We start from the raw sequence: 17,340 nt of genomic DNA, 5'->3' as shown, positions 1-17,340 counted from the left end.
GCTCAAAACTATCCCCGTCCCTCAATTACTACATATAATGGGCGCAAATAGCGATGCTGCGGGCGGGTTATGCCCAAAATTGGAGAATTATTCAACCCCGAAGTGCTTGAATACCCGCATTGCAAACAGCGTAACCCATCTGCTGGGTTGCCCTGCCCGCTCCATATCAAAGTGGGTTTGCCCCGGATGTTTGGCCTGCACATTCCAGCGGCCATCTTTGCGACGTTTCTTTTTGAGCACGTCAATGGCGGGCTGCAACCGATCATCCCAAGGGTGTTTTGCGGCTTGCAAATAATCCAACGCGCGCAGGATGGAGTAATACCAACGATAGGGATAAGAGAGTTTTAGAAAACGTTTTTCAATCAACAAACCGGTGCGGTCCGAAATAAACAATTGATGCAAAAGCATAAATTCTTCTGCCTGTCGCATCGCACCCCGCACCTCATCAGCGCGATATGTGTAACCAGCATTCAAATAGCTCAAGAACCCTTCTAGCACCGAGCAGGTTGTATGCAGAGACGAATGATGTGGTTTGCCGCGATTGGAGCGACAATTAAAACCGCCATCCGCCATATGCTGACCCAGCAAAAAATCTACAATGGATTTCAAATCGTCTTCAGGCAATTGGAAATAACTAGCATAATGAAGAAACATGCCATTTACGCAAACATCGCAGACCCCCTTCGCCCCAAACGGCCCAATACCGCCATCAACGGGGGATTTTTCAGAAGCGACAATATGGGAAATGTCAGACCAGATTTGAGGAATATCAGGCGCAATTTCTATATTGCGCAAATCGAGCAGCGTATAATGGCTGGAGGTCCATTTTGGTTGATAAAATCTCTGTCCCCAACCGCCCGATGAATTGCGCGCCTCCAAAAACTGTTTGCCCCAGCCTTCTTTCCCAATTCGGTCGCGCAAGTCAAAACGGTCTTCACCGAGCAAATCGCGTCTGGTTTGATATTGAACTGCGATGTCGCCTTCCAGCAACCAAGCAATAATTTGCGCATTGTCCATGGGCGCACCCTCCAAACTGAAGTCAGTTTAGAGGAAACACCAATGATCTGTGTTGACCGATATCAACCGCTAAAGTTCAGCAATTGCGCGCCCAATGGCATCAATCGCACGCTCAATATCCTCGTCCGTCGTCCGCCAAGAAGAAACAGAAAGCCGAAACACACTTTCACCACGCCATTTGGACGGTCCAAACCAAATCTCTCCCGCTTCGGAGATCCGCTGAATAAGAGCGGCGTTCTTCTGTTCGTTGCCAAGGGTACAAAGCACTTGATTGATCACTACATCATTCAAAACGGTAACACCGTGGCCGCGCAAGCCTTCGGCCAGCCGCACTGCTTGTGCACAATGGCGAGTAACCATCTCGTCAACGCCTTGGCGCCCCAACGAACGAAGGGCAGCCCAAATGGGGATACCGCGCGCACGGCGCGAAAACTCAAGTACCAGGTTCTTTTGCGAAAAAGGTTCAGTAGTCGAATAAACAGCATCCGAGTTCAAGGTCGCTGCAAACTCATCTGCATGTCCGCAAATCGCCATCGCCCCATCATAAGGGGTGTTCAGCCATTTGTGCCCGTCAGTTGTCCAACTGTCTGCAAGTTCAACACCGTGCGTCAGATGTTTCTTCGTTTCACTAGCCCGCGCCCAAAGACCGAATGCGCCATCAACATGCACCCAAGCACCAGCAGCATGGGCAACAGGTATGATCTCAGAAAACCGATCAAACGAACCTTTATTGACTTCGCCGGCCTGCAAACAAACGATCGTCATATCGTCGATTTCTGGCATCTGATTAACGATCACCCGACCATCTTCATCGCATGGAGCAATCAGCAGCCGGTTCAGGCCAAAACCCAGCAGCTTGGCCGCTTTCTTGATGGTTATGTGAATGGTTTCAGACACCATCAGTTTAACCTCAGGCGCACCAACAAGGCCATCAACATCTATGTCCCAGCCCTTACGCTTGAGCAAAGTTCGTCTAGCAACAGCCAACATCGACAGGCCGCAAGCGGTGGCACTAGTGCCAAAACCAATCTGGCTCTCACGTGGCAAATCAAGGATATCAAGCACCCAATTTGTCGCCACAGTCTCAATTCTAGCGGCAACCGGAGAATTGACAAACGACGACCCACACTGGTCCCATGCGCTTGCCAATCGCTCAGCAGCAGCTGCAGCTGGCAAAGTCGCCCCGATAACAAAACCAAAATAACGCCCACCATTGTTGGTCACAGTGGCCGGTGTGCCCAGATCATTCAGCAACGCCAGTGTTTCCATAGGATCGGAAGAGCTATCGGGCAGCGCCTCATTAAACCCGTCCAAACCCTCAACCGCGGCCTGATCAGGAAACACGCGACGCTCGTCGACAGTATTCAAATATTCGATTGCTCGCTGATTTGCAGCACGAATGGTATCAATCTCACCCACAATATTCCCCTAAAGCTCGCTAGCAACGCGGTTAGCAACTCGCTGAATCGCCTCTTCGTTGCGCTTATAAAACGTCCACTTCTTGATCCGCTTGGACGAAATCAACCCCGCATCGCGCAACAAGCCAAGGTGCGCCGAAGCGGTGGGAGCACTGACACCAAGTTTGTCAGCAATAAAGCCCGAGCAGACCCCGTCACTAACCAAATCTCCATCCACTTGTGGAGGAAAATTACTTTCAGGGTCCTTTAGCCACTCCAAGACTTTAAGTCGTTTCTCGTGCGCCAAAGCGTTGGCGATAAATACAAATTCTTCGTCCATGATTTAGTCAATAAGCTAACTGACTAATTGAATGCAAGGAAATTCTTGACGATTGTGCCAACTACGTGATGATTAAACATATGACAGATTACATGACACCAGAGGCATTTCTCGCTTCCATTGAAGACGAAAACCGTCGCAATGATTGCATAAAAATCCACAACATGATGACCACCATTTCTGGCTGGGAAGCAAAGATGTGGGGACCATGCGTAATTGGTTATTCCAGCTACAAGTACAAATACAAAAGTGGCCACTCCGGCGAAACATTTCGCATAGGTTTTGCCAACCGCAAAACGCAAATCACACTCTATATTTTGTGGTACCCAGAAAAAAATGATCCCTTGCTTGCCAAATTGGGAAAGCACAAGGTCGGCAAAGGTTGTTTATATATCAAGCAATTAAGCGATATTGATGAATCTGTTCTGCAAGCCCTTATAAAACGCGCCGTAACTGGATTTGGCAATCGCAGTGAAATCAAAGAAACAACGGCAAACTAGCCAACTGGGCATATTTCGTGGTTTGATGATCCAAGGGGAAGCGAGAATGGCACAGAACAAAAACAAAACCCAAAAAACAGAACAAAATGTTGACGAATACCTTATGACGATTGAAGGGGACGAAAAACGCGCGGACTGCTTCAAAATCAATGAGATGATGGAACGCATTGTGGGCGCACCAGCCAAAATGTGGGGCACCTCGATCGTTGGCTTTGGCGATTATCACTATAAATATGAAAGCGGACGCGAAGGCGATTTCATGCGCTCGGGTTTTGCAGCGCGTAAGGCCAATATCGTCCTCTACATTATGGCCGGATTTTCAGAATACGAAACGCTACTTGAGAAAATGGGCAAGCACAAACACGGCAAAGGCTGCCTATATATCAAACGCTTAAGCGACATCGATGAATCAGCTCTTGAAGAAATCATCACCAAATCTGTCGCCTATATGGCGCAAAAATACCCGGAATAGGACCGCAACATGCCAACCATAACAGTTTCCAAACATTTCGAAAGCTCACCCGAAATCGCTTTCGATGTGGTCTCAGATTTTCCAAATGCCGCCAGCTTTGTCGACGGTATTATTAAAGTTGAAATGTTGACAGAAGGGCCAGTGGCCGTTGGCACGCGCGTGCGCGAAACCCGCATCATGATGGGACGCGAAGCCACCGAAGAAATGACAGTGACCACAATGAATAGACCCACATTGTTTGAGGTTGAAGCTTTCAGTCATGGCACAGAATATGTCACCAGCTACACAATTGAGCCAACCGAAGGCGGAGCGAATGTTACGCTTGTGTTTAAAGCAACCCCCAAAACATTCATGTCCAAAGTGTTAGCCGCACTGTTTTCCAAAATGATCTCAACCGTCGCGGATCTGATGGAAAAAGACCTCATTCAATCCAGCATCGAAGCGAAACGCAGGGCAGCAGCGTAGGAATTACTTAAAGAACTTAGCCAAACAAAAGCCAATGTGAGGGTGCATTGGTCTTGTTTGGGAAGTCAAAGATTTGGGTCGCCATCGGACATGGTTGAGGGCTGCAAAGGGGGACATGTCCGACAGCGACCAGAGCAATCAGCAAAGGGCAATATGCCGACCGCATGAGAACGATATGGGGATCAAGTTTGATGTTTAAAGGCCCGTCACATTCTTGTGATCAAAAAAACTTCTAACCACACTTAAAGACAAAATCGAAAACACCGGATATGCTTAGCGCATGGTACCAAACTCAGTGCCCAAAACGACAAAAAGCAAAAACAATAACGGAGCCCAAATGGATACTATTCGCCCAATAGCTTTGCCGAACAAATCTTTCAGCGATCCCTATCTAGCCCGCGACTACGTCGCTGAGATTTATGATCGCAACACACAGTTTATTCGAGATGCAGTGCGCGATCTGTCAGACGGCAAGCAACCAAAAGGGCGAATTCGCGCGACTTATCCAATGGCTAAAGTCCGCTCCACCAGCTTTCAAAAAGTCGATTCCCACTTGCCCTATGGGTTCTTGCATTCGCCGGGCATTTACCAGACAACAATTTCAGAACCAGAGCTGTTCAAATACTATTTAACAGCCCAGTTTGCGCAGCTTTTGAAAAATCATGATTGCGAAATTGAAGTCGGCGAATCTGACACACCCATTCCTGTGCATTTCGCGCTCGATCCAACCACCACTTTGGATGGAGATGCGATCAACGCGCTCGGTATTCCGCTGCGCGACATCTTTGATGTGCCAGATTTGGCCCATACAGACGACGAAATCGCCAATGGCACCTTCATACCACCAAAGGGCGGCCCCTACCCGCTAGCAGCCTTTACAGCGCCGCGTGTAGACTATTCGTTGCACAGATTGTCTCATTACACTGCAACGAAGCCTGAGCACTTCCAAAACTTTGTGTTGTTCACCAACTACAGTTTCTACATCGAAGAGTTTTGCCGCCTTGCCCATAAATGGATGGAAGAAGGTCACCCCGATTACCACGCCTTCGTGGAACCAGGCAATGTGGTCACCCACAATGTGAATTCCGACGAGGTATCGACCGGCGAAAAACCACCGCGAGAGCCGCAAATGCCCGCCTATCACTTGAAAGCCAAACATGGTTCGGGCATCACCATGGTCAATATTGGGGTTGGCCCCTCTAATGCGAAAACCATAACCGACCACATCGCGGTATTGCGCCCTCACGCCTGGATTATGTTGGGACACTGTGCGGGCTTGCGCAACTCGCAAGACCTAGGCGACTATGTTTTGGCACACGCTTACGTTCGAGAAGATCATGTGCTGGACGCCGATTTGCCCATTTCCGTTCCCATTCCAGCCCTAGCAGAAGTGCAAGTTGCTCTGGAACAAGCCGTTGGTGAAGTGACCCAACTCAGCGGTTCAGACAAAAAGCGCATTATGCGTACCGGCACTGTCGCAACATTTGACAATCGAAACTGGGAGTTGCGCGACCAAAACGAAATCGCCCAACGACTATCCCAATCTCGCGCCATTGCCTTGGATATGGAAAGCGCTACCATCGCAGCAAACGGGTTCAGGTTCCGTGTGCCATACGGCACCCTATTATGCGTTTCGGATAAACCTTTGCATGGCGAACTTAAATTGCCCGGCATGGCCAGCGATTTCTACCGCACCCAAGTCAGCAAACACCTAGAAATTGGCATACTCGCCATGGAAATCCTGCGCCAACAGCCGGCCCACTCGATCCATTCCCGCAAACTCAGATCGTTTGCGGAAACGGCGTTTCAGTAAAACGAAATTTGAAGGCGGACGCTATTTAGCGTCCGCACCAACGGCTTCAGAAACTGCTACAGCGGTCATATTGACAATGCCACGGCTGGTCACAGAAGGTGACAGAATATGCGCAGGTTTTGCGGTGCCCATCAAAATTGGCCCAACAGACAATGCGTCATTTAGCTCTTTGATGAGAGTCATCGACAAGTTTGCAGCATCCAAATTTGGGAACAACAACAGGTTTGCTTCACCTGACAATTTGCTTTGCGGGATATAACGTTCACGCAGCATTTGGTTGAGCGCCAAATCCCCCTGCATTTCACCCTCAACTATCATGTCAGGCGCAGCGGCTTTGAGTTTTTGGTAGGCAGTACGCATCTTCTCAGATGTGCCACCATCACGTGAACCAAAGTTTGAATAGCTGAGTAGCGCAGCTTTCGCTTCAAGGTTGAACCGCTTCAAATGGTCTTGCGCCTGCAATGCAATCTCAACCAACTCGTCCGGGCTCGGGTCCATCGTTACATAAGTATCGGCAAAGAAAAACACACCACGGCGCATGATCAGCATCGACAAGGCAGAAACATCCGTCGCGCCCTCATCAAGCCCAATGATCGACTTAATATCGCGAACGTGCTTGATGTAGCGCCCCTGCAAGCCACAAATCAGCGCGTCAGCATCGCCCCGCTTCACCGCAAGCGCACCAATCACCGTGGTGTTGGTCCGCACGATTGTGCGCGCTGTATCCGGCGTAACCCCATTGCGACCAACAAGCGAGTGGAACAAATCCACATAATCGCGATATCGAGGATCATCTTCTGGGTTGATGACTTCAAAGTCTTTGCCCACTTCCAAATTCAATCCGAATTTGTTGATGCGGTGTTCAATAACAGCTGGGCGGCCAATTAGGATTGGCTTCGCAATTCCATCTTCAAGCGCAACTTGTGCCGCACGCAACACACGCTCATCTTCACCATCGGCAAAAACCACGCGCTTGTTGCTCGAGCGCGCCATATCAATGATTGGCTTCATCACCATACCCGAACGGAACACAAAGCGGTTCAATCGGTCATGATAGGCTTCAAAATCGGTAATTGGACGCGTTGCGACGCCGCTTTCCATAGCCGCTCTGGCCACAGCTGGTGCAATGCGCAAAATGAGCCGTTGATCAAATGGATTTGGAATAAGATATTCAGGACCAAATGTTGCCCCGGCTTCCGCAGTTGAAGCCTCTAGTGCGGGTTCATGGGCCAATTTGGCGATAGCATGAACCGCCGCCATCTTCATTTCTTCGTTAATAGCCGTTGCGCCAACATCAAGCGCACCCCGGAAAATGAACGGGAAACACAAAACGTTGTTCACCTGGTTTGGATAGTCAGAGCGCCCTGTGCACATCATTGCGTCTGGACGAGCCTCTTTGGCCAATTCTGGCATAATTTCTGGGATTGGGTTGGCAAGCGCCATAATCAAAGGATTAGGCGCCATTTTCTTCAAGAGTTCGGGTTTCAACACACCCGCAGCGCTCAACCCCACAAAAATGTCAGCATCATCCATGACTTCAGCTAAAGTGGTTTTATCGGTGTCATGCGCAAATGCTGCCCGCCAGCGATCCATGGAATTCAGACGTTTTTTCGTCACCAATCCATCGCGGTCTGCAACCCAGATGTTTTCGCGCTTTGCGCCAAGGCTGATCAGCAAGTTCATGCAAGCGATTGCCGCAGCTCCTGCGCCAGACGTGACGATTTTAACGTCCTCAATCTTCTTTTTCGCCAAGCGCAATCCGTTGATTACCGCTGCAGCAACGATGATTGCGGTGCCGTGTTGATCATCATGGAAAACCGGAATTTCCATGCGTTCGCGCAAAGCTTCTTCAACCTCAAAACACTCTGGTGCTTTGATGTCTTCAAGGTTGATACCGCCAAATGTCGGCTCCAAAGGCGCAATGACTTCAACTAATTTTGCAGGATCGTTTTCGTCAATCTCAATGTCAAAAACATCAATGCCCGCAAACTTTTTGAACAGTACGGCCTTGCCTTCCATAACGGGCTTAGACGCCAATGCGCCAATGGCACCAAGGCCAAGAACGGCTGTACCGTTTGAAATCACCGCGACCAGATTACCGCGGGACGTATAGTCAGAAACAGTGGCGGGGTTCTTTGCGATCTCTTCGCAAGGGGCAGCGACACCAGGAGAATATGCAAGGGCCAGATCACGCTGATTGCCGAGCGGTTTTGTTGGTCGAATTTCCAATTTACCCGGCTTTGGGTACTTATGAAAATGTAGAGCCGCATCGTGAATCGAATTTTGCGTGTCACGTGGATCTTGCGTCATCTGCTTACCTCTTTGAAATTGCTGATCTGGTCTGCCACTAAACCAGCAAAAAGAAAAGCGTCAGATCAGCTTTGATGTGCATTTTATACTTTAGTATGATTTGGGATCCAAGCAAGGGCGATCATGCAACCGCTTCATCCTTGTTTTTGTCAGACAAATCCTCGTCACCAATCATAGGCTCGTCTTCAATTTCAGTTTCTGGCGCCACATAAACCTGATCCGAATCTGTGCCCGTGGCCTCGGTCGCATCAATTTGGGCAGAACCGTCTACGCCTGGCGCTTGGCCACCGTAATCAACGCCGATCTCGGCGTGCTCATCATCCACAAAGCCCACCAGATCATTGACACGATCTGAGTCGAGTTCGTCAATCAACTGCACTTCTTCATTGTTCATCCGTTCCGCTAATGCCAAATAGGCATCAACTGGCAGCGCGGGTGCAAACAAAAATCCTTGCGCTTGGCGAATGCCTTTTTTGCGCAAATACAATGCCTGCTCTTCAGTTTCCACGCCCTCAGCAATAATTTCTGTGCCCAAGTCATTTGCCATGCTGATCAAAGCATCGACCACAGGAACCGGCTGATTGCGGTGCTTAATCAACTCAACGAACACGCGGTCAATTTTGACAATATCGATCCCAAGTTTTTGGATATAGGCAAGGTTTGAATGCCCAGTTCCCGCGTCATCAAGCGCCACTTTGGACCCTAGATCGCGCAAGGCGTGAATTACTGCGTTCACACCACCCATATCAGACAGCGGTTGACGCTCTGTGATCTCGAACACCAACTGACTGTACCGAATATTTGTAGCTCCAAAGATTGATTGTACATCTTCAACAATCGAGCCATCGCGGAAATGGCGCTCAAACAGGTTGATACCAACTTTCAAATGTGGATGGCGATCACATAGATCTTCCAGATCATCGCGCACCTGCTCCATCATCGACAAGGTCATTGGAATGGCGAGACCACTCAGCTCCGCATATTCGATAAAGGCCCCCGGCGAAATCACCTCCCCGTTTGGCTTCTCCCAACGGATAAGCACCTCGCAACCCGCAATATGCCCTGTTTGCAAATCGATGACCGGTTGATAGCGCGGGCGCAGTTCACCGTCGTTGATCGCTCGTTCAAGATCAAATGTTGGCGCCTGTGAGCGACGCACATATTGCACACACAGCCACAAGAAAATACAGCTGGCCAAACTGGCGACCAAGGTGAAGCCAATCTGCAAATCGGCATATTCTGATGCTATTAAATCAATCGGAATCGCAGCAGAAACAGCAATAGGCACATTTTGTGCGACCTGTTGCGTATAGAGAAAATTCTCCTGCCTATGCACATCATCAAAGAAACGTGCCGGATCACCAAACTCGAAAATTGTCAGCCCACTCGTCAATGCAAAGCGGGTCATAATTGATTTTTCGACGGCCCCATGGCCAGAATCAAACATATGAGCATTGATGGGCACAAATGCTGAAACCTCTTTGCCCGGTCGAACGCGCAAGGAAACTTTCAGCAACGGGAACTCATTGTCCTCAATCTGCACAACCGTCATTTCTTGCGGACCGCCCGGCATGCTCATCGTAGGCGTAATCGCCGTATAGCTGAACTTGTCGCCGTACAAAGCGCATTGCAGCGCGCCATCCGTTGAATTGACGATCAACTGACGCATTAAATAATTCGCGCGCATCTCAACAGCAGCGGCGCGAAAGAACGTCGGGGTACACAATGATGGGCTTCTGGACGTTAAGCTTTGTAAGGAAATTGTGGCAGATTCAACGGCCTTTTGCGTTTCTTCAACAATGCCGTTCACAGACATTTTGATTTCTTGCATGCCGCGCATGCGGATGTAGCTGTCCATCAAATAATCGACAGAGATAACAGGTGCGAACGCAAGGATCGCACTAAAAAACATCAGGACATGTGAAATCCGTGATTTCAATTCGGCCACGCAACATACGAGTTGACTACACTTAGCTTGTACTCAACTAGGATTAACACCGAATTAACCAAATGGCGGCGCTGTGATCACTCACAGCGCCGCCACCTCAATAAAATCAATAAGTTAAAGCCGATTAGGCTTTGGGCAGGTTCAAGCGAATATTCAGTTCCCGCAACTGGCGTGCGGAAACATCAGACGGTGCGCCCATCAACAAATCTTCGGCCTGCTGATTCATTGGGAATGCCGTCACTTCACGAAGGTTTTCTTCGCCACAAAGCAACATAACGATTCTGTCGATGCCTGGTGCAATGCCACCGTGTGGAGGAGCGCCATATTCCATCGCCCGCAACATGCCACCGAATTTTTCGTACAAGATCGCCTCATCATAACCAGCCATATCGAATGCTTTCTTCATGATTTCTGGGCGGTGATTCCGGATCGCACCTGAACTCAATTCAAAACCATTACAAACAATATCGTACTGGTAAGCGTTGATGGTCAGCGGATCTTGGTTCTCCAAAGCTTCCAGACCACCTTGGGGCATAGAGAATGGGTTGTGTGAGAAATCAATGCGTTTCTCTTCTTCATTCCACTCAAACATCGGGAAGTCAACAATCCAGCAAAGGTCGAAACGATCTTCGTCAATCAGCTTGAGATCGGTACCAACTTTTGTGCGGGCAGCGCCTGCAAAGCTAACAAACTTGGACGGAAGACCACAGGTGAAGAAAACAGCATCGCCGTCTTTCAAGCCAAGCTGATCACGGATCGCAGCGGTGCGTTCTGGTCCCACATTCTTCGCAACAGGGCCTGCACCTTCACCGTCGCGGAAGAAAATGTAGCCAAGGCCAGGCTGCCCCTCATGCTGTGCCCATTTGTTCATCCGGTCACAGAATGCGCGTGAACCGCCGGTTGGCGCCGGGATAGCCCAAACTTCAACCTTTGGATCATTTGCGATTTGGTTGGCAAAAACGCCAAAACCAGAACCGGCAAAATGTTCAGTTACCGCTTGCATCTCAATCGGGTTGCGCAGGTCAGGCTTGTCGTTGCCGTATTTACGCATAGATTCTGCATAGGGAATACGTGGGAAGGTTTGGGTGACAGGCTTGCCCTTACCAAACTCTTCAAACACACCGCGCAACACAGGCTCAATCGCTTGGAACACGTCTTCTTGTTCCACAAAGCTCATCTCAATATCGAGCTGATAGAATTCACCCGGTGAGCGATCAGCACGTGCATCTTCATCGCGGAAACATGGAGCGATTTGGAAATAACGGTCAAAACCAGAGATCATCAACAATTGCTTGAACTGCTGAGGCGCTTGCGGCAGCGCGTAGAATTTACCCGGATGCATACGTGATGGAACCAAGAAATCACGCGCGCCTTCTGGGCTTGAAGCCGTCAAAATCGGCGTTTGATACTCTGTAAAACCTTGATCAGTCATGGTTTTGCGCAAATGCGCAATAATCTTTGAGCGCATCACGATGTTGTTGTGAATGCGTTCACGACGCAGATCTAGGAAGCGGTTGGTGAGACGGATATCTTCAGGGTATTCTTGCTCACCAAACACAGGCATCGGCAGTTCTTTGGCCGCGCCAAGAACTTCAATCTCGCGGATGAAAATCTCAACATCGCCAGTTGGCAAGTCAGCGTTTGCAGTGCCTTCGGCGCGGTCTTTTACTTCGCCGTCAATTCGCACAACAAATTCAGAGCGCAAGGTCTCGGCCAAGCCGAAAGCATTAGAATCAGGATCAACGACGCACTGGGTGATCCCGTAGTGGTCGCGCAGATCAATAAACAGAAGTCCGCCATGATCTCGAACACGGTGGACCCAACCTGAAAGGCGAACAGTTTCACCCACATGAGTTTTGCGTAAGTCAGCACAAGTATGGCTACGATAGCGATGCATTTTCAATACCAATCCCGGTAATCCGTTTGGGAAATTTTGCGCGGAAAAGCGCATGATGCGCGCCGTTTGTCAAGCATATGAACCCAAGAACCTGAGCAACGAGGCCACTTCACACATATCAAGGGTTGCAAGTTTGATGAAAAACCGCACACTAGCCCGCAACCAATAAACCAAAAACGACGCCGTTTCAAACGCGCAACCGGATAAAAAGAACAATATGAAAATCATCACGTCCACAACGGACTTGGCCGAATTTTGCGACGCAGCAAAAAACTTTGATTTTGTAACAGTCGACACCGAATTCCTACGTGAAACCACTTACTGGCCAATTCTGTGCCTTGTGCAAATGGCCACGCCCGAAGAGGCCGTCATCGTTGACCCAATGGTTGAGGGTATCGACCTGTCGCCAATGTTTGAATTGTTCCAAGACACTTCGGTTGTCAAAGTGTTCCATGCGGCCAAACAGGACATTGAGATTTTCGTCAAATTGTCCGGCAAAGCGCCCCAACCCGTGTTTGACACGCAAGTGGCAGCTGCGGTGTGTAGTTTTGGCGACAGTATTTCATATGATAATTTGGTCCGCCAGATTACGGGCACACAAGTCGACAAAAGTTCGCGCTTTACCAATTGGTCCCACCGCCCCCTCACCGACAAGCAACTCACCTATGCCATTGGTGACGTCACTCACTTGCGCGATTGCTACTTGCACATAGCCAATTTGCTCGAAGAAAAAGACCGCCGCCCGTGGATTGAAGCAGAACTTAACGCTTTGATGGACAAAGAGAACTATCTCGTGAAGCCCGAGGAAGCGTGGAAAAGATTGAAAATGAAAGTCAATCGGCCACGCGATTTGGCCATGATGATTGAACTAGCCGCATGGCGCGAACGCAAAGCGCAACAACAAGATGTACCGCGCGGCCGCGTGGTCAAAGACGATGCCATTTACGAGTTAGCGCAACAACAACCGAACTCGGCCAAAGCATTTGACCGCCTACGCTCCTTTTCAAAAGGATTTGGCCGGTCATCATCAGCGGAAGAAATCATCAAAATAGTAACGCGCGTTCAAGCAATTGACAAAGATGACTTGCCCAAAGTGCCGCGCAAGCCTAATGGCCCGTCGCCCAAAGGGGCAATCGGCGATCTGCTGCGCGTTTTGCTTAAGGCGGTCAGCGAAAACCAAGGGGTGGCCCCACGCATTATCGCCTCGAGCGACGATATCGATCAAATTGTTTTAGACGACAACGCTTTAGTCCCCGCGTTGGCAGGCTGGCGGCGCGACGTGTTTGGAGATCTTGCCTTATCGATCAAAAATGGAAAAATGGCTCTGGGCGCAACACCCGATGGCATTGTGCCAATTGAAGTTGATGTACAGGCTGAATAGCTAACGCACGATCACTTCAGCTTCTAGTTCAAGAAACGCTGCCAATTGGTTTAAACGCCTCAGCATTTTCTCAGCGGCTAACACTTCATAGCCCGCTGGCAAAAGTAGTTGCAGCTTGTCCCCAACGCGCTCCCATTCAACAAGTGGCAGCACGTTGGGCATAGCAGCGGACAACAAATAAGCGACACGAAAGAGCGCCCCCAACGTGTCTGCATGACGGGCAGATTTTTGCGAGCACATTTCAAATAGATCATCATTATCAAGGTGCTTACGCTTAAGTCCTAAATATCGCACTGCTAAACACCGCGCCAAATGGGCCCGCCCTGTGTGGTCAATCCCTACAAATGAACCGTAAGCTACTGCATCAACAGCCTGCACACCTCGATAGTCGGGGTGCCCGCGCCACGAAATGTCTGACAATTAGCACGCAGCATAACGCAACTGTTGCAACACCTGATTTTCATCATAGTTCATTGCGGCAACAAACCGATTTGTGAATTCAATCAGCTCATGCGCATGAGACGGCGAGCGAGACCGCAAAATTGACAACTCTTCGCACGCTTGTAAAAGCGGATCGACTTCTTGTTCAGCGCTATCTAGTTGACCGAACAAATAACCTTCGCGCACGCCGAGCGCTGAGAATTTGACTGTCTTAAACTTGCCAACTTCCAGCACCGCGTTTAATGCGGCGGCGCCAAAGCTGAGCAAGTCCTTGCGATTACTGGAAAGCCGTTGTGCCGCTTCGGGCCACTCGCCCTTATCCGCCAGTTCAATGATTTGGCTGCACATGTCGATCATTTTATCAGCATCAACGCGATAGCCCTGCACCATCGATAGGGGATATGCAGTCTGGATCTGGTGAACTTTTGCCAAGGCCCGCCATGTGCCGCCAATAGCCACAAACTCTGAATGCTGAACCCGTTCCATTATTGGGGAACTCGCTAGCGTTTTACGGGCAATCTTATATGCTTTGCTGGCGCTGCGTTCGCTATCATCTTGCAGCCGAATAGCCCCCAAGGGATGGGTTTCCCCATCTCCGGGCAACACACCATCCAAGATCGCCAATTCAAGGCTGCCGCCACCAAAATCGCCCAACATGCCTTGCTGTTGCGGCATGCCCGCGATCGTACCAAGCGCCGCAAAATAGGCCTCTTCCTCACCTGTAAGGATGCGTACGTTGGTGTTCATTATCTCTTCAACACCAGCAATAAACATCGCGCCATTGCTGGCGTCGCGCGTGGCAGCTGTCGCTAAAATGTGCAAATCGCCAACTTTGGTGAGCTGACACACAAGTGCAAAGCGCCGCATGGCGATCAAAGCACGCTCAACGCTCTCTTCGGCCAACGCACCAGTTTGCCCGACACCCCGACCCAACCCGCACGCAACTTTTTCATTATAGATTGGCGTGAGAGCGCGGATATGACGTTCATAAATGACCAAACGAACGGAGTTCGACCCAATATCAAGCACTGCAATTGGCTGCCCTTCGCTAATGCGACCCTGGGCAGTTGGTGATTTTAGTGACTTAACAAATGAACGGATCAATCCTCATCCTCTTCAACAAGCCCCTCGCTTGCCGAAGCACTACCGCGGCCAGACATGCTTGGGTTGGTCATAAAATAATCTTGCGCATTAAACACGACCTCCCCTTCTTGTGGCTCGATTCGCCGCGAAGTGCCATCGGGAAGCACCTCCCAGCTTTGCTGATTATCATTTATGTTCGCCACCATGATCCGATCAAGCACCTGTTTTTGAACGGTCTTATTGAACAAAGGCACCAAAACCTCCACGCGCCCATCAAGATTTCGTGGCATCAGGTCAGCGGAAGAAATATAGACCGCAGCCTTGCGCGAAGGCATTTCGTGCCCCTGCCCAAAACAGAAAATCCTTGAGTGTTCTAAAAAGCGCCCAACAATGCTCTTCACCCGAATATTGTCCGAAAAACCTGGAATGCCGGGGCGCAAACAGCAAATGCCACGCACCACCAGATCAACCTGCACGCCAGCCTGAGAGGCACGATAAAGCGCATCAATAACCTTTGGATCGACCAAAGAGTTCATCTTAAACCAAATACTCGCAGGCTCCCCGGCTTCGGCGTGTTCAATTTCTTTATCAATATGTTGCAGCAGAGTACTGCGCAGCGCCATCGGCGAAACCGAAATGCACTCAAGTGCTGTAGGCCGTGCGTATCCAGTAATATAATTGAACACCCGTGCCACATCCCGCGTGATTGATGGGTTCGTGGTGAAGTAACTCAGGTCAGTGTAAATCTTGGCGGTAATCGGGTGGTAGTTGCCAGTACCAATATGGCAATAGGAAACCAATTTCCCTTTTTTCTCGCGGCGCACCACTTGGCTCAGTTTTGCGTGGGTCTTCCACTCAATAAAACCAAATACCACTTGCACGCCGGCGCGCTCCAAATCGCGCGCCCAGCGGATGTTCGCCTCTTCATCAAAACGCGCCTTTAGCTCCACTAACGCCGTAACGGATTTACCCGCTTCCGCAGCCTGAATAAGCGCTTTAACAATTGGCGAGTCATTAGACGTGCGATAAAGTGTCTGCTTGATCGCCACAACGTCCGGATCGCTTGCCGCTTGCATCAGAAATTGAGCAACAATATCAAAGCTTTCATAAGGGTGGTGAACAACTATGTCTTTTTGTTTGATTGCCGCAAAACAATCACCCTGATGGTCACGAACACGTTCTGGGAATCGCGCATTGAACGGCTTGAACTTCAAATCCGAACGATCAACGCTACAAATGCTCGATGCATCCGAAAGAGCCAAAAAGCCCTCAACCTCAAATGTATCTTCTTGGCCCACGTGCAATTCATCGGCGATCCGCTTGCGCAATTTGCGCGGCATAGATCTATCAATCTCTAGCCGGATCACTTGCCCACGGCGCCGTTGACGCAATGCGGATTCAAACTCCACCACCAAGTCAGCCGCTTCGTCATCAATCTCCATTTCGCTGTCGCGAATAACCCGAAATGCACCGGCACCTACAACCTCATGCCCCGGGAACATGCCTTCAAAAAACAAATTGATCAGCGTTTCAATGGTGACCATTTCAATACGTTTGCCCTTGGTCAACTCGTCGGGCAAAAACACAAATCTCTCCACATTGTTCGGCACACGAACAAGCGCGGTCAACGTGTCATCTTCATCCGGGCGCTTAAGCTCAAACGCCAAAGAAAAACCAAGATTAGGAATAAATGGAAACGGATGCGCTGGGTCCACCGCCATAGGCGTAAGCACTGGAAAAATCTCGTCTTTGAAAAGCTGTTCCAAATAGACCAATTGTTCATCGGAGAGCTCCTCTGCATCGTGCAGAACAACATCATTCTTTTCCAATGCCTCGCGAATTTCTTGCCAATTGTCCTGTTGTTCCAAGTGCAAATGCTGAGCAAGAGCTGCAATTTCGTCCAGTTGTTCGGCAGGCGACATACCATCAGCGCTCAAACGCGTCACACCCGCCCTTAGCTGCCCTTTCAGGCCAGCCACACGCACCATGAAGAATTCATCAAGGTTGCTCGCGGAAATGGACACGAATCTCAAACGCTCGAGCAAAGGATGGGCCAAATTCCCAGCCTCTTCCAATACCCGCATGTTGAACTGCAACCAAGAGACCTCTCTGTTCACAAAGCGCGCCGGGCTCTGCCAAAGGGCGTCGATTTCTGGTGCGAAGTCTTCAGGTCCAACAGTGTCCATTTTCTTTGCTTTCAGTTGACGCATATTCTGCGCTCAAATTCTCTAATATCCCAGCACCTTAGCCATGAAATATGGCAATTGCGTTACACG

At 49.8% G+C, this 17,340-nt stretch carries 12 protein-coding genes and 1 pseudogene; 5 read left to right on the top strand and 8 right to left on the bottom strand.

The genetic code is table 11. The annotated features are described in order from the left end of the window. Window positions 1-87 precede the first annotated feature (87 nt). From O4H47_RS11355 to O4H47_RS11345, 3 genes are all read right to left on the bottom strand, one after another. Entirely contained in the window at window positions 88-1,017 is a 930-nt protein-coding gene (locus O4H47_RS11355) for a hypothetical protein (RefSeq protein WP_269394094.1), read from the bottom strand. 69 nt (window positions 1,018-1,086) lie between these two features. Beyond that, window positions 1,087-2,436, bottom strand: a complete 1,350-nt coding sequence (locus O4H47_RS11350; protein ID WP_269394093.1) for a pyridoxal phosphate-dependent decarboxylase family protein — start codon at window positions 2,434-2,436, stop codon at window positions 1,087-1,089. Between the two features lie 9 nt (window positions 2,437-2,445). Beyond that, entirely contained in the window at window positions 2,446-2,754 is a 309-nt protein-coding gene (locus O4H47_RS11345) for an ArsR/SmtB family transcription factor (protein WP_269394092.1), read from the bottom strand. Between the two features lie 80 nt (window positions 2,755-2,834). Here O4H47_RS11345 and O4H47_RS11340 point away from each other — a divergent pair, with 80 nt between their 5' ends. From O4H47_RS11340 to O4H47_RS11325, 4 genes are all read left to right on the top strand, one after another. After that, complete coding sequence (locus O4H47_RS11340) at window positions 2,835-3,254, top strand: DUF1801 domain-containing protein (protein ID WP_269394091.1); 420 nt, start codon at window positions 2,835-2,837, stop codon at window positions 3,252-3,254. Between the two features lie 46 nt (window positions 3,255-3,300). Next, entirely contained in the window at window positions 3,301-3,726 is a 426-nt protein-coding gene (locus O4H47_RS11335; protein ID WP_269394090.1) for a DUF1801 domain-containing protein, read from the top strand. Window positions 3,727-3,735: 9 nt separating this feature from the next. Continuing rightward, on the top strand, window positions 3,736-4,191 hold the full coding sequence (locus tag O4H47_RS11330; protein ID WP_269394089.1) for an SRPBCC family protein: 456 nt from the start codon (window positions 3,736-3,738) through the stop codon (window positions 4,189-4,191). Window positions 4,192-4,528: 337 nt separating this feature from the next. Next, window positions 4,529-6,004 (top strand): AMP nucleosidase, encoded by a 1,476-nt coding sequence (locus O4H47_RS11325; RefSeq protein WP_269394088.1) that lies wholly within the window; start codon window positions 4,529-4,531, stop codon window positions 6,002-6,004. 21 nt (window positions 6,005-6,025) lie between these two features. Here O4H47_RS11325 and O4H47_RS11320 read toward each other — a convergent pair whose 3' ends face one another. The 3 genes from O4H47_RS11320 to aspS form a co-directional block, all read right to left on the bottom strand. Further along, window positions 6,026-8,314 (bottom strand): NADP-dependent malic enzyme, encoded by a 2,289-nt coding sequence (locus tag O4H47_RS11320; RefSeq protein ID WP_269394087.1) that lies wholly within the window; start codon window positions 8,312-8,314, stop codon window positions 6,026-6,028. A gap of 121 nt (window positions 8,315-8,435) precedes the next feature. Continuing rightward, window positions 8,436-10,226: an EAL domain-containing protein gene (locus O4H47_RS11315; protein ID WP_269394086.1), complete on the bottom strand. Its 1,791-nt coding sequence runs from the start codon at window positions 10,224-10,226 to the stop codon at window positions 8,436-8,438. 160 nt (window positions 10,227-10,386) lie between these two features. Beyond that, complete coding sequence (gene aspS / locus O4H47_RS11310) at window positions 10,387-12,159, bottom strand: aspartate--tRNA ligase (protein WP_269394085.1); 1,773 nt, start codon at window positions 12,157-12,159, stop codon at window positions 10,387-10,389. Window positions 12,160-12,376: 217 nt separating this feature from the next. Between aspS and rnd the strand changes: the two genes are divergently transcribed. Then, window positions 12,377-13,540: a ribonuclease D gene (gene rnd / locus O4H47_RS11305; protein ID WP_269394084.1), complete on the top strand. Its 1,164-nt coding sequence runs from the start codon at window positions 12,377-12,379 to the stop codon at window positions 13,538-13,540. Here the strand turns inward: rnd and O4H47_RS11295 are convergent. Together O4H47_RS11295 and O4H47_RS11290 are read right to left on the bottom strand one after the other, a co-directional pair. Continuing rightward, a pseudogene (locus O4H47_RS11295) lies at window positions 13,541-15,010 on the bottom strand (exopolyphosphatase). It lies immediately after the preceding gene. A 71-nt stretch (window positions 15,011-15,081) separates the two neighbouring features. Then, a complete protein-coding gene (locus tag O4H47_RS11290; RefSeq protein ID WP_419719617.1) occupies window positions 15,082-17,274 on the bottom strand; it encodes an RNA degradosome polyphosphate kinase in 2,193 nt (730 codons plus the stop codon). Window positions 17,275-17,340 lie beyond the last annotated feature (66 nt).

Source organism: Maritalea porphyrae (genome assembly GCF_027213965.1).
GTDB lineage: Bacteria > Pseudomonadota > Alphaproteobacteria > Rhizobiales > Devosiaceae > Maritalea > Maritalea porphyrae_A.
Note: the sequence above shows the minus strand (reverse complement) of the source record. Positions and strands in the feature narration are given on the sequence as shown.

Coding starts and splice junctions, on each gene's coding strand:
- O4H47_RS11355 (WP_269394094.1), bottom strand. CDS start 1,017: ATGGACAATGCGCAAATTATTGCTTGGTTGCTGGAAGGCGACATCGCA.
- O4H47_RS11345 (WP_269394092.1), bottom strand. CDS start 2,754: ATGGACGAAGAATTTGTATTTATCGCCAACGCTTTGGCGCACGAGAAA.
- O4H47_RS11340 (WP_269394091.1), top strand. CDS start 2,835: ATGACAGATTACATGACACCAGAGGCATTTCTCGCTTCCATTGAAGAC.
- O4H47_RS11335 (WP_269394090.1), top strand. CDS start 3,301: ATGGCACAGAACAAAAACAAAACCCAAAAAACAGAACAAAATGTTGAC.
- O4H47_RS11330 (WP_269394089.1), top strand. CDS start 3,736: ATGCCAACCATAACAGTTTCCAAACATTTCGAAAGCTCACCCGAAATC.
- O4H47_RS11325 (WP_269394088.1), top strand. CDS start 4,529: ATGGATACTATTCGCCCAATAGCTTTGCCGAACAAATCTTTCAGCGAT.
- O4H47_RS11320 (WP_269394087.1), bottom strand. CDS start 8,314: ATGACGCAAGATCCACGTGACACGCAAAATTCGATTCACGATGCGGCT.
- O4H47_RS11315 (WP_269394086.1), bottom strand. CDS start 10,226: ATGTTTTTTAGTGCGATCCTTGCGTTCGCACCTGTTATCTCTGTCGAT.
- aspS (WP_269394085.1), bottom strand. CDS start 12,159: ATGCATCGCTATCGTAGCCATACTTGTGCTGACTTACGCAAAACTCAT.
- rnd (WP_269394084.1), top strand. CDS start 12,377: ATGAAAATCATCACGTCCACAACGGACTTGGCCGAATTTTGCGACGCA.
- O4H47_RS11290 (WP_419719617.1), bottom strand. CDS start 17,274: ATGCGTCAACTGAAAGCAAAGAAAATGGACACTGTTGGACCTGAAGAC.